11 protein-coding genes are annotated in these 12826 nt (G+C 62.9%); all 11 read left to right on the top strand.

What is annotated here, in order from left to right; genetic code table 11:
* Positions 1 to 89: 89 nt before the first annotated feature.
* Positions 90 to 185 carry a mycofactocin precursor MftA gene (mftA, locus tag H351_RS31540; RefSeq protein ID WP_063836238.1) on the top strand — a complete coding sequence of 32 codons (96 nt, stop codon included), beginning with the start codon at positions 90 to 92 and terminating at the stop codon, positions 183 to 185.
* Positions 170 to 457 (top strand): mycofactocin biosynthesis chaperone MftB, encoded by a 288-nt coding sequence (gene mftB, locus H351_RS23015; protein WP_007728309.1) that lies wholly within the window; start codon positions 170 to 172, stop codon positions 455 to 457. The genes mftA and mftB overlap by 16 nt, the downstream gene beginning before the upstream one ends.
* Positions 458 to 533: 76 nt before the next feature.
* Positions 534 to 1751, top strand: a complete 1218-nt coding sequence (mftC, locus tag H351_RS23010; protein WP_003942089.1) for a mycofactocin radical SAM maturase — start codon at positions 534 to 536, stop codon at positions 1749 to 1751.
* A gap of 55 nt (positions 1752 to 1806) precedes the next feature.
* Positions 1807 to 2985 carry a pre-mycofactocin synthase MftD gene (mftD, locus tag H351_RS23005; RefSeq protein ID WP_020906858.1) on the top strand — a complete coding sequence of 393 codons (1179 nt, stop codon included), beginning with the start codon at positions 1807 to 1809 and terminating at the stop codon, positions 2983 to 2985.
* A 26-nt stretch (positions 2986 to 3011) separates the two neighbouring features.
* Entirely contained in the window at positions 3012 to 4943 is a 1932-nt protein-coding gene (locus H351_RS23000; protein WP_029254885.1) for a mycofactocin system FadH/OYE family oxidoreductase 1, read from the top strand.
* Positions 4940 to 5767, top strand: a complete 828-nt coding sequence (locus tag H351_RS22995; protein ID WP_003941966.1) for a mycofactocin-coupled SDR family oxidoreductase — start codon at positions 4940 to 4942, stop codon at positions 5765 to 5767. The genes H351_RS23000 and H351_RS22995 overlap by 4 nt, the downstream gene beginning before the upstream one ends.
* On the top strand, positions 5767 to 7716 hold the full coding sequence (locus tag H351_RS22990) for a mycofactocin system FadH/OYE family oxidoreductase 2 (protein WP_029254886.1): 1950 nt from the start codon (positions 5767 to 5769) through the stop codon (positions 7714 to 7716). Before H351_RS22995 ends, H351_RS22990 begins: the two co-directional genes overlap by 1 nt.
* A gap of 52 nt (positions 7717 to 7768) precedes the next feature.
* The gene (locus H351_RS22985) at positions 7769 to 9007 is read left to right on the top strand and encodes an HNH endonuclease signature motif containing protein (protein ID WP_059016363.1); all 1239 of its coding nucleotides are present in this window, start codon (positions 7769 to 7771) and stop codon (positions 9005 to 9007) included.
* Positions 9008 to 9107: 100 nt separating this feature from the next.
* A complete protein-coding gene (gene mftE / locus H351_RS22980; protein ID WP_029254887.1) occupies positions 9108 to 9800 on the top strand; it encodes a mycofactocin biosynthesis peptidyl-dipeptidase MftE in 693 nt (230 codons plus the stop codon).
* Positions 9801 to 9897: 97 nt separating this feature from the next.
* Positions 9898 to 11295 carry a mycofactocin biosynthesis glycosyltransferase MftF gene (mftF, locus tag H351_RS22975; RefSeq protein ID WP_029254888.1) on the top strand — a complete coding sequence of 466 codons (1398 nt, stop codon included), beginning with the start codon at positions 9898 to 9900 and terminating at the stop codon, positions 11293 to 11295.
* Positions 11292 to 12794: a mycofactocin dehydrogenase MftG gene (gene mftG / locus H351_RS22970; protein ID WP_029254889.1), complete on the top strand. Its 1503-nt coding sequence runs from the start codon at positions 11292 to 11294 to the stop codon at positions 12792 to 12794. The genes mftF and mftG overlap by 4 nt, the downstream gene beginning before the upstream one ends.
* Positions 12795 to 12826 lie beyond the last annotated feature (32 nt).

Here is a 12826-nt window from a genome sequence, read left to right as displayed (position 1 = left end):
ACAGTGAAGTCCCACTAGTGACCACCAACTCCCAGGTTGGAAGTCTGATCTACAGACTTCCAGACGGAGTGCGACCGCAGGAGGAATCCATGTCAGATCGTGACAACAAGGCGCTCGAGAACGACCTCGTCGAGGAGTCCCTCGTTGAGGAAGTTTCCATCGACGGCATGTGCGGCGTGTACTGACCGTGTCTGCTTTGGATCTCGATGCGGGGTGGAAACTCCACCCGCAGGTAGCGCTTCGCCCCGAACCTTTCGGGGCGTTGCTCTACCACTTCGGAACGCGCAAGCTGTCGTTCCTGAAGAACACGACCATCGTTGCGGTGGTCAAGGCGTTGCCAGACCATCCTGATGTCAGGTCCGCACTACGTGCGCAAGGCATCGAAGATGACGCGGCTCCCCAATATGCCCGCGCGCTGAGCACTCTCGCCGATTCGCACATGATCGTGCCTGTCTGAGCCAGACGCTCGCCCCCACGTGCGGAACAGCCCTTCTGCACGTTCGCCCGCTTCATTTCTTCGCGAGGACACAGCCATGACCTCAGTTCTTGAACAGCCCTCTCCGCCCGCCAAGGTGGGTCGCCTCGTCGATCAGTTCGAACTCGGACTCGACGCCCCCATCTGCCTGACGTGGGAACTCACCTACGCCTGCAACCTGTCCTGCGTGCACTGCCTTTCGTCGTCGGGTCGCCGTGACCCCAACGAGCTGAGCACCGAACAGTGCAAGTCCATCATCGACGAGCTGCAACGTATGCAGGTCTTCTACGTCAACATCGGTGGCGGCGAGCCGACGGTACGCTCCGACTTCTGGGAGCTCGTCGATTACGCAACGGACCACCAGGTTGGCGTGAAGTTCTCCACCAACGGCGTGAAGATCGACAAGAAGGTCGCGGCACGGCTTGCGGCCAGTGACTACGTCGACGTGCAGATTTCCATCGACGGTGCCACCGCTGAGGTCAATGACGCTGTGCGCGGGCCTGGTTCGTTCGCAATGGCCGAGCGGGCTCTCGCGAACCTGAAGGAAGCCGGCTTCAAGGACGCCAAGATTTCGGTGGTCGTCACGCGGCACAACGTCAGTCAGCTCGACGAGTTCAAGGCTCTCGCGGACAAGTACGACGCGACCCTGCGCATCACTCGACTGCGCCCTTCGGGTCGCGGCGCCGATGTGTGGGACGACCTGCACCCACGCCCGGAGCAGCAGCGTGAGCTCTACAACTGGTTGGTGGCCAACGGCGAAGGCGTCCTGACGGGCGACTCGTTCTTCCACCTCTCCGCGTTCGGCGATGCACTGCCCGGTCTCAATCTCTGTGGCGCGGGCCGCGTCGTGTGCCTGATCGACCCGGTCGGTGACGTGTACGCATGCCCGTTCGCGATTCACGAGCAGTTCCTCGCCGGAAACATCGTGAAAGACGGTGGATTCCAGGAAGTCTGGCAGCACTCGGACCTGTTCGAGGAGCTGCGCTCGCCGCAGACCGGTGGCGCCTGCAGCAAGTGCAATCACTACGACTCCTGCCGGGGTGGCTGCATGGCAGCCAAGTTCTTCACCGGACTGCCGATGGACGGACCTGACCCCGAATGCGTCATCGGTAACGGTGAAATGGCATTGGCGTCGGCGGGAGAGGTCCCGAAGTCCAGCGTCGACCACTCCCGTTCCGGTCAACGTAAGACCCCACGTGCATCGGTGCCACTGACACTGATGATGCGTCCGCCCGCCAAGATTTGTGACGAAAACCCGCTTGCGGGAATGCAGTAACTACTGCGCGATACCGACAGTGCGGCGAAAGCTGCACCCCAGAGAGGTCAGTTCAATGGCTAAGAATGCTTTCTTCGAGACGGTGGCAGAAGCACAGCGCCGTGCGAAGAAGAGGTTGCCCAAGTCCGTGTACGCGGCGTTGGTGGCGGGATCCGAGAAAGGGCTGACGGTCGACGACAACGTCGCGGCATTCAGCGAACTGGGTTTCGCTCCTCACGCTGCGGGACTGTCGGACAAGCGCGAGATGTCCACCACCATTATGGGCCAGGACATTTCGTTGCCCGTCATGATTTCACCGACAGGTGTGCAGGCAGTGCACCCCGACGGTGAGGTAGCGGTAGCTCGTGCGGCTGCAGCACGGGGAACAGCCATCGGACTGAGTTCTTTCGCCAGCAAGTCCATCGAAGAAGTTGCCGCGGCCAACCCGCAGGTCTTCTTCCAGATGTATTGGGTCGGCAGCCGCGACGTGCTCCTGCAGCGTATGGAGCGCGCTCGCGCTGCCGGTGCCAAGGGCCTGATCATCACCACCGACTGGTCCTTCTCGTACGGTCGCGACTGGGGTAGCCCGTCCATCCCCGAAAAGATGGACCTCAAGGCGATGTTCCAGTTCGCTCCCGAGGGCATCATGCGCCCGAAGTGGTTGCTGGAGTTCGCCAAGACCGGCAAGATCCCCGACCTGACAACACCCAACCTCGCGGCTCCCGGCCAGCCGGCACCGACGTTCTTCGGCGCGTACGGCGAGTGGATGCAGACCCCGCTTCCGACGTGGGAAGACATCGCCTGGCTTCGTGAGCAGTGGGGTGGACCGTTCATGCTCAAGGGCATCATGCGCATCGACGACGCCAAGCGAGCTGTCGACGCCGGTGTCTCCGCTATCTCGGTCTCCAACCACGGTGGTAACAACCTCGACGGCACCCCGGCGCCGATCCGCGTGCTCCCGGGCATTGCCGAGGCCGTGGGCGATCAGGTGGAAGTTGTTCTCGACGGCGGCATTCGACGCGGCGGCGACGTCGTCAAGGCGCTAGCACTCGGAGCCAAGGCCGTCATGCTCGGGCGCGCCTACCTGTGGGGTCTCTCGGCAAACGGCCAGGCCGGTGTCGAGAACGTGCTCGACCTGATGCGGATGGGCATCGACTCGGGGCTGATGGGCCTTGGCCACTCGTCCATCACCGAACTGAGCCCGGCAGACCTGGTGATCCCGGAAGGCTTCACACGCTCACTGGGCGCCAGCTGAGATTGCGGTTCCGATAGAGCTGTGAGTTGACACTCGACGAACACACAACCCTGGCCGGACGCTTCGTCCGGTCCAGGGTTGTTTTCGGTCCGCATGAGACCAATCTGGCTGTGGGAAGATCACTTTCCGATCGGCACCGTGCGTACTACCAGCGCCGCGCCGAGGGTGGAGCCGGAATCGTCGTCACCGAAGTGGCCTCGGTATTGGAGAACGACTGGCCGTACGAGCGGGCACCGCTGGCGTCGGAGTGCGGCCCGGGGTGGCAGTCGATCGCGGCCGCATGTGCTCCGTACGGAACGCTGGTTGTTGCCGGGCTCGGTCATACCGGCATGCAGGGATCGAGCGCATACTCCCAATCGGTGCTGTGGGGACCGTCAAGAGTGGCCGACCCGGTGACGCGTGAGTTGCCGATGGCAATGGGGCAGCCGGAAATCGACCAGTTGATGGCCGGCTTTCGTGAAGCGTCGGCAATGGCCATCGCTTCGGGAATGGACGGAGTGGAACTCGATGCCGGTCCTCGAAGCATTCTGCGGCAGTTCCTTTCGGGTCTGACCAACACTCGGCAAGACCGATACGGCACTGATCGCGTTGCCCTTGTTCGCGAGATCATCTCGGCAGTGCGCGAGGAAGTCGGGTCGGACCACGTTGTCTCCCTGCGGTTGTCCTGCGACGAGGAAGCACCATGGGCGGGACTGACACCCGATCTCGCCGCCGGTTTTGCACGCGATCTGTCGCCACTACTCGATCTCCTTGTCGTCGTTCGTGGCGGACTCTATTCGTCAGAGGGGTACCGACCCGACTTTCACTGCCCGCCGAACTTCAACCTCGACCTGTGCCGTGAGATCAAGGCCGCGGTTTCGATTCCTGTTGTCGTGCAGGGGAGCGTCGTGGACATCACCGACGCACACACAGCGCTGGAAGTAGCCGAGTTCGTCGAGATGACCAGGGCCCAGATCGCGGACCCGGACCTGGTCGTGAAAGCCGCGCGCGGCGATCGTCCACGCCCGTGTGTGCTCTGCAATCAGACGTGCCTCGTGCGTGATCCTCGCAACCCGGTCGTGACGTGCGTCGGGAATCCGAGCGCAGGTTTCGAGACGGTGGACCCCGATGAGCGAGAGCAGATTTCGGCACCGGGAGCCGTGCTGGTCGTGGGGGGTGGCCCCGCCGGGATGGAAGCCGCGCGGATCTCGGCGGTGGCGGGGCACTCGGTCACACTCGTCGAGAGTTCATCGCAGTTCGGCGGCATGATCCGAACTTTTGCGCGAGGTGACGGCCGCAGCCGGTTCGCACTCCTCGCGCAGTGGCTCGAGGACGAATGCCGTCGTAGCGGCGTGACGATGCGGACCGGGGCGGCGGTCGACGCGCAGGACCTGAGTGATGCACGTAGTCGGGGCGAGCTGGTTGTGGTTGCCACCGGTAGTGCTGCGCGGCCGCCGACGTATCCGGTCGACGACTCGGTTCGGTGGTTGGATGCGTCGGAAGCCTTCGGGAAGTTGACCACCGTGGGGCCGGGTCCGGTCGCGCTGATCGATCCGCTCGGTGGACCGATCGCGGTGGCGCTCGCAGAAGCACTCGCGGCCGAGGGCGTCTCCGTCTCGATTGTGACCCCGGACGGCATCGTCGGTTCGAGGCTCGGTGCGAGTGGGGATCTGGTCGGCGCCAACACGCGCATCCAGCAGGCCGGGGTCACCAGGGTGCTCGCGTCCCGTGTCATCGAAATCGCCTCAGGGGCCGTCTGCGTCGAGCACGTTCATACCGGCGAGCGGTCACAGCTCGAGTGTGAAGTGGTGATCGACTGCTCGCCCCGTCTGCCGAACGAAACGCTGAAGGAAGCGGCCGACATCCAGGTGGGTGACTCGGTTGCCCCGAGAACTGTTCTCGAATCCATCCGCGAAGGGCGCTTTGCAGGGTTTACTACTAGAACGAGTTTCAATTCTGCAGAGAGGGCTATCTCATGACACAGGGTTCAGTTCGTTCGCTCGAAGGTCGCGTTGCTTTCATCACCGGCGCAGCGCGCGGTCAAGGACGTGCGCACGCGGTCAAGATGGCGCGCGAGGGAGCAGCGATCATCGCAGTCGACGTGTGCGCGTCGGTGGCGTCGGACAATTCTTACGACGCAGCAACTTCCGAGGACTTTGCCGAGACGATACGTCTGGTCGAAGCGGAGGGTGGGAAGATCCTCGCCCGCGAGGTAGATGTCCGTGACGGCGCAGCGCTCACCGCGGTGGTCAAGGACGGTGTCGAGCAGTTCGGACGCCTTGACATCGTGGTCGCCAATGCCGGGGTCTGTAACTGGAATCGATTCTGGGAAATGTCGGACGAGCAGTGGGAAACCCTGATCGACATCAACCTGACCGGAGTCTGGAAAACCCTCAAGGCATCGGTGCCGGCGATCATCGAAGGTGGGCGCGGTGGATCGATCATCGTGGTCAGTTCGGTGGCCGGACTCAAGGCGCTGCCCGGACAGGCGCACTACGCGAGCGCCAAGTTCGGTCTCGTCGGTCTGACGCAGGCCGCGGCAAAGGAACTGGGGGAGTACAAGATCAGGGTCAACTCGATCCACCCTTACGGAGTAAATACGCCGATGGGGGTCGACCAGGGCGCGCTCGAGGTATTTGCAAAGTTTCCGCAGTACCTTCCCAACTTCACTCCGATCCTCTCGGACATCGCGTTCGCCGAACCCGACGAGATCGCCGATACCGTTCTGTGGCTCGCGGGTGACGGTTCACGCACCGTCACGGCAAGTCATATCGCTCTCGATCAGGGAAACTCCAAGGTCTGATGACGCCATACCCGCGCCTCTTCGCGCCACTGCGCCTGGGCAACCTGACACTCCGCAATCGGGTCGTGTTCTCCGCACACCTGACCAATTACGCGGAGAACGGGTTGCCGACGGAGCAGCACGCGAGCTACTACGAGGCGCGGGCACGGGGCGGTGCGGGTCTGATCATCACCGAGGAACACTCGACGCATCCTTCGGATCGACCGTACGAGAAGATGATTGCGGGCTATCGGCCGGAAGCGATCGAGGGATACCGGCGGATCACCGACGCCGTTCATGCGCATGGTTCGTCGATTCTCGCGCAGATCAACCACAATGGGGGTCAGGGCGCTGGAACCTATTCGCGATCGCCGCTGTTGGCGCCGAGCGCCGTTGCGGATCCGTTGTTCCGCGAGGTGCCCAAAGCTGTCGACGACGCGGACATTGCCGAGATTCTCGCAGGGTTCGCCCTTGTTGCGCGCAACTGCGTTGCCGGTGGCTTCGACGGGGTGGAATTGCAGGCGTCGCAGTCGTCCATCGTGCGCGCGTTTCTGGCACCCTCGACCAACCTGCGCACCGATCGCTACGGCGGGGGCGTGGCGAATCGTGCTCGTTTCCTTCTCGAAGTGCTCGGGGTCCTGCGTAAGGCCATCGGCCCGGATCGTGTGCTCGGTGTGCGCCTGAGTGGATACGAAGGAACGCGGGGTGGCATCGAACTGTCCGACGCGGTAACCACCGCCCAACTGATCGAAGCTGACGGTCACGTCGACTACATCAACACCACCGTCGGAATGGCCACGGAAACACTGCATCTGGTCGAAGCATCGATGGCTGTACCCACGGGCTACGCCAACTTCGTCCCGTCTGCGATCAGGGAGGTCATCGATCTTCCAGTCGTCGGAGTCGGCCGTTTCAAGACGCCGGAGCAAGCCGAAGCTGCACTCGAGGACGGTGTATGCGATCTGGTGGGCGTAGTTCGCGGGCAGATCGCCGATCCGGATTTTGTGAACAAGGCGCGTGCCGGTCAATCGTCACAGGTGCGAACCTGCCTGTCCTGCAACCAGGAATGCGTCGGGCGGATGGGTCTGGGGCGTTGGTTGGGGTGCACCGAAAATCCGCGCGCCGGTCGGGAATCGGTCCCACTGCCGATGCCGCGGCGACGGGGCCGCACGGTGGTGGTAGTTGGCGGCGGCCCGGCCGGCCTGCAAGCTGCGGCCACCGCGGCCCAGCGAGGTCATGCGGTGACGCTGTTCGAGCGTGAACGAAGACTTGGCGGACAGATTCTTACCGCCTCGGTGGTATCGGTTCGCCGTGAGCTCGCCGACCTCGTGCGAAATCTCGAATCGGAGTGTCGCCGAAGCGGTGTGACGATCGAGCTGGGTGTTGGAGCTGACCTTGCGATTGTGGAGGAACGGGCGCCCGACGTGGTCGTGATCGCAACCGGCGCGCGGCCCGTGCGCCCAACGTGGGCGGGTGGATCAGAGCGTGTCGTAAGTGTTCGAGACGTTCTCGACGGCAGGGTTCTGCCGAGCGGAATGGTGCTCGTATACGACGAGTTGGGATTCCATCAAGGTACGTCGGTGGCTGAATTCCTGGCTGATCGAGGTTGCGCTGTCACGATCGCGACCAACGGCATGGTGGTTGCCCAAGATCTGAGCGTCACCCTGGATTTCGAGGGGTGGAACCGCCGGGCGTTCGAGAAGTCGATCGTGCAACGGACGGATCTGATGGCGACTTCGGTGAGCGCTGGAGCCTCGCCGCTCGTGAGCTTGGTTCACCTTCCGACGGGTGTGGTCGAGGAAGTTGCGGTCGACTGGGTGGTCTTCGCGACACAGCAGGAACCTGTCGACGAGTTGTGGAACACCTTGCAGGGAAGTTCTTTCGAGATATTTCGCATCGGTGACGCCCTGTCCCCGAGACGTTCGCACGCAGCGGTCATCGAGGGGCATCGGGCTGCGTTGGCGATTTAAGTCGTCCGTTTTGTCTCTGGCTCTCGAAAGTATGTTCGATTAAACTTTCGGTATGAACAGTCGGGAAGCGTGGCAGCTGGATGGTGAGGGCCTCAAGAGTGAGGTTCTCGATCTGGTGCACGCCCGGCACGAGTTGCAGTCGCGGATGGTGTTGCTGATCGTGGAAATGTTTTCCCGTGAGGTTCTCGGCGGGAAGGGTTTTCGGGCGATCGCACAGTGGTTGCACGGTTCGACGAATCTGGAGATCGGTGAGTGCAGTCTGCTGGTCGGGTTGGCGCGGTTGTTGATGCTCGAACCCGTTGTGGGCGATGCGTTTCACCGGGGTGACGTGGATGCGTTGAAAGCGCGTCTGGTGGCGTCGTTTTGTCAGCATCCACCCAAGAACATGACCCTGGCGGATGTGGAGAAGGCTCGCGGGATTCTGCTCGGGTTGGCGTCGAAGAACATTGCGGATTGTGATGCGGTGCGGGCGGCGATTCGGCGGATCGAGAAGCAGTACGGCAAGCGTGAGGACGGTGTTCCGGTCGGCGAGGATTCGGAGCGCAACGAGTTCTACGCCTCGAAAGGCTTGTACGGGCGTGTGTCTGTGAAGGGTGATCTGGATGCGGTGAACGGGGCGCGGTTGATCACGTTGTTGTCGAGTTTGTCGGCTCCGACGCCGGAGAAGGACGGCGTGAAGGACACGCGTACTCCTGCGCTGCGACGGGCGGACGGGTTTTGCGAACTGCTGCGCCGGTACGAGCGGGCGGGGTTGGGTCCGATCGAGGGCGGGGTGAAACCGCACATCACGATCACTGCGTCGGCGAAAGACATGACGGATCTGCAGGCCTTGAAGGACTTGCTGCCGTCCACGGAGGAACTCGGGTTTGCGTGGACGGATTGGGTGGGTCCGATCAGTATCGACACTGCCCGGATGTTGGCGTGCGACTGCACCGTGACGCGGATTTTGTTGGATGAGAATGGTGTTCCGCTCGAGTGCGGTAAGGAAGCGAGAACGGCGACGGTTCCGCAGCGGCGGGCGTTGGCGGTTCGGGATGGTGGGTGTGCGTTTCCGGGGTGCGGGACGCCGTCGGGGTGGTGCGATGCTCACCATATTGTTCACTGGAACGATGGCGGCCCAACAGATCTCGACAATCTGATCTTGTTGTGCGGTCATCACCATCGGACGATGCACCACACGGAGTGGCGGGTGGAGATCGGCCCGGATCGGAAGACGGTGTTCTATCCACCGATGTCGGTTGATCCGTATCAGCAGCCGATCGGCGGGAACAGCCCACCGACAGCGGCGTGACCGCGACAACCGAAAACTGATACACCGGGGCACAACCATGCCCCGGTGTATCCGCATGCTGTGTTGCGGTGGGAGGGGCCGGCACCAATACGATCGGGGGATGAGTTCTCCGCGTGACCTTGCTGCCATCCCGAGTCCTGCGCTCGAAGGCACTGCGCTCACCGTCGTGGTCCCGGTCGGTTCTTTCGAACAACACGGACCGCACCTGCCTCTCGATACCGACACTCGGATCGCGAGAGCAGTCGCACAGGCTCTCCCCGACGTTGTCGTGGCCCCGGCCATCGAATACGGGGCGAGCGGCGAACACGAAGGGTTTGCCGGCACGATTTCGATCGGTGCCGAGGCTATGGAGACCCTCGTCGTCGAATACGGAAGGTCGGCGTTCAGGTGGACGAAGCGGGTGCTGTTCGTCAACGGCCACGGCGGAAACGGTCCCGCGCTGGCCAAAGCTGTGGCACTTCTTCGATACGAGGGACGTGACGCCGCTTGGGCGCCGTGCGCTGTTGCGGGTGCCGATGCGCACGCGGGGCACACTGAAACGAGCCTATTGCTGCACCTTTCGCCCGATTTGGTGCACATGAGCCTTGCTGAGACAGGAAATTTGTCTCCTATCGCGGACCTGATGCCAGGAATGCGTTCGGGCGGTATGGTCGCTGTGTCGCAAAACGGCGTTCTCGGCAATCCAGTCGGGGCTACCGCCGAAGACGGCGCATACATCTTCGGTGAGTTGGTAGGACGCGTGACGGATGGACTGGCCCGGTGGGAGCCTGGTCCAGATGGGAGGCTTCGGTGACGACCACGACCGAGTGGGGGCGGACGGTCCACCTGCGACGGCTTTCGAGGCTGCGACGAGTTGCAGCACGACGGGCTACGTCCCTTACGATCATCTGATGCGACCAGCAAGACTCCCCGACGGCTTCGGCATTCGGTTGGACCCCAAGGTGCGCACGTACTCGGGCGGCCGGGTGCTCATCGGCGGCTCTCCGACACGGATGCTCAAGCTGGCTCCGACGGCTGCGGCGATGATCGGTGACGGCTTCCTCGAGGTGGTCGACCAGCAGAGCGCTGCGGTTGCTCGTCACCTTCTCGATTCAGGCGTCGCGAATCCTCGTCCGATGTCGACACCGTCTGCGGCAGATGTCACCATCGTGATTCCGGTCAAGGACAACCAGGCCGGCGTCGAACGCCTACTGCCCGTCCTCAAGGATCTGACCGTCATCGTTGTCGACGACGGTTCGGAAGTGCCGGTGGAGCCCCGTCGCGCCTGCCCGGGCACCGGAACCATCACAGTGGTGCGGCACGAGAGCGCCCGCGGACCCTCGGCAGCGAGAAACTCGGGATTGCGTTCGGCCCAAACACGTTTCGTAGCTTTCCTCGACTCAGACGTCATACCGCGTGCCGGTTGGCTCGAGTTGATGTTGGGCCACTTCAGCGATCCAGGGGTTGCCCTTGTTGCGCCCCGCATCGTCGCCCTCGATCCGTACGGGACGGCGCTGGCGCGGTACGAGAACATGCGATCGTCTCTCGACCTCGGACGCAAAGAAGCTGCGGTGAAGTCGGGAAGTCCGGTCGCCTATGTCCCCAGCGCGGCCGTGATCGTCCGGCGCGACGTGGCACTCGAATGCAACGGTTTCGACGAGAGTCTCGAAGTGGCCGAGGACGTCGATTTCTGCTGGCGACTGCAGGCTGCGGGTTGGCGACTGAGGTACGAACCGGTTGCGCATGTCGCCCACGATCATCGAGTTCAGTTCGACAAGTGGTTCGCCAGGAGAGCGTTCTACGGCACGGGCGCGGCGCCGTTGGCTGCAAGACACGAGGGTTCGGTTCCGCCGATGGCGATGTCGTTCTCGACGCTCTTCGCGTGCATCGCCGCCGCAACACTGACCCGTTCCGGTCTTGCGAGTGCGCTGGGCGCTCTGCTCTTCACGGTGTATCGCCTGCGAAAGATGTTCAACGGGCTGAGTCAGCCCACCCGGATCGCAGCGATCCTCACTGCGCAGGGGTTTGTCGGAGGATTCTGGCAACTCGCCTCGGCGATGTGTCGTCACTACTGGCCGGTGACTCTTCTGGCGGTGATCGCTTCCCGTCGAATTCGGCGACTGGCCGTCGCTGCGGCAGTCACCGAAGGTTTGGTGGACTGGTATCGCCACCGTGAGCCAGGCGGGCTGGGTCCGGTTCGGTACGTCTTCTTCAAACGAGCAGATGACATCGCGTATGGAGCCGGACTCTGGCGGGGCGCGTTCGACGCTCGCGACTGGGCGGCGCTGAAACCTCGAATCACCAAGTGACAGAAGCCGACCACGCAGACTTCCTGGTTGTCGGTGGTGGCACGTGTGGCTGCGTCGTCGCAGCCAGGCTCAGTGAAGATCCATCCGCCACGGTGATGCTCCTCGAATCGGGAAGCGGATATCGTTCGGCGCTCGAACTTCCGGACGTCCTGGGTGATCCGTACCGACTGCCGGTCGGACCTGCGAGCGAATACACGTGGACCTATCCGGTCGAACTGACACCGCGTCGGGCGTCCACGATTGCGCGCGGGCGGACGCTCGGTGGGTCCGGGGCCGTCAACGGTGCGTACTTCACTCGAGCGACCCGCGCAGATTTCGAGAACTGGCCGAGTGCTTGGCGATACGACGACGTCTTGCCGTACTTCAAGAAGTCTGAGACGGATCGTGATTTCGAGGGCGAGTTCCACGGGACCGCCGGTCCGATCCCGGTCGAGCGTCGAGCGTGGGACCAACTGCATCCACTGAGCGGTGAGTTTCATGCGGCAGCGCTCGGAGCAGGTTTTCCCGACGACGTCGACAAGAATGCGCCGGACTCGTTCGGCGTCGGCCGAGTGCCACTGAACGTGGCGGATCATCGTCGGATCAGTACTGCGATCGGGTATCTGATGCCGGCGTTGCACCGCCCGAATTTGCGGGTGGAATCCGGAGTGAACGTCATTCGCATCGTATTCTCGGGAACCCGTGCGATCGGCGTCGACGTTCTCGACGACGGCAACGTCCGACGCATTCATGCCGACCACGTGATCGTGTGTTCGGGTGCGGTGGCGACGCCGCACATTCTCTTGAATTCCGGTGTTGGTCCGGCGGAACAACTTGCAGAGCAAGGAGTTTCCGTCATTCTCGATCGACCTGGCGTCGGCCAGAACTTCGTCGACCATCCGGAAGTGCTGCTGCCGTACCATTTTTCGACGCCTCGTGCGATTCGCTCGCAGACACCGGTGCTGGAGACTGCACTCAATCTCGCCGAGCTTGAAATCCGCCCGTACACCGCATCTTTCACAGACTTGGTTCCCGGTGTGCCTCGCATGGATCACGGCGTCGGGGTGGTCCTCATGGCGCCGCGCAGTCGTGGGAGCATCGAACTGGCATCGGGGGATCCCGCTGGGGCACCGCGTATTCGATACAACTACGTCGCGTCGACGCACGATCGAGCAGCCATTCGGGAAGGAATGCAGATCGCCGAGAACCTTCTCGAGTCGATCGCCGAGACCGGGTTGATCGATCGCCCCGTCGTGGAGTACACCGACGAGTGGATCGAATCTCGCCTCGGTACGTCCTTGCACATGTCCGGTAGCTGCGTGATGGGTGCCGAATCGGACCTGTTCGCAGTCGTCGATGATCGGTGCCGTGTGATCGGCGCGGCAGGACTCAGTATTGTTGACACGTCAATCCTGCCGACGATCCCGACCCGCGGCCCACACGCGACCGCGGTGATGGTCGCGGAACGAGCAAGCGCCATCCTGCTCGGTGACGAGTGGCCGCGAGGGGCAGCAGGCTAGGTCGACAGTCATACCGAATGGTCGTTCTCGCC

The organism is Rhodococcus erythropolis R138, assembly GCF_000696675.2.
Lineage (GTDB): Bacteria > Actinomycetota > Actinomycetes > Mycobacteriales > Mycobacteriaceae > Rhodococcus_F > Rhodococcus_F erythropolis.
The sequence above is the reverse complement of the archived record's forward strand: the minus strand, read 5'-3'. Positions and strand labels throughout refer to the sequence as shown.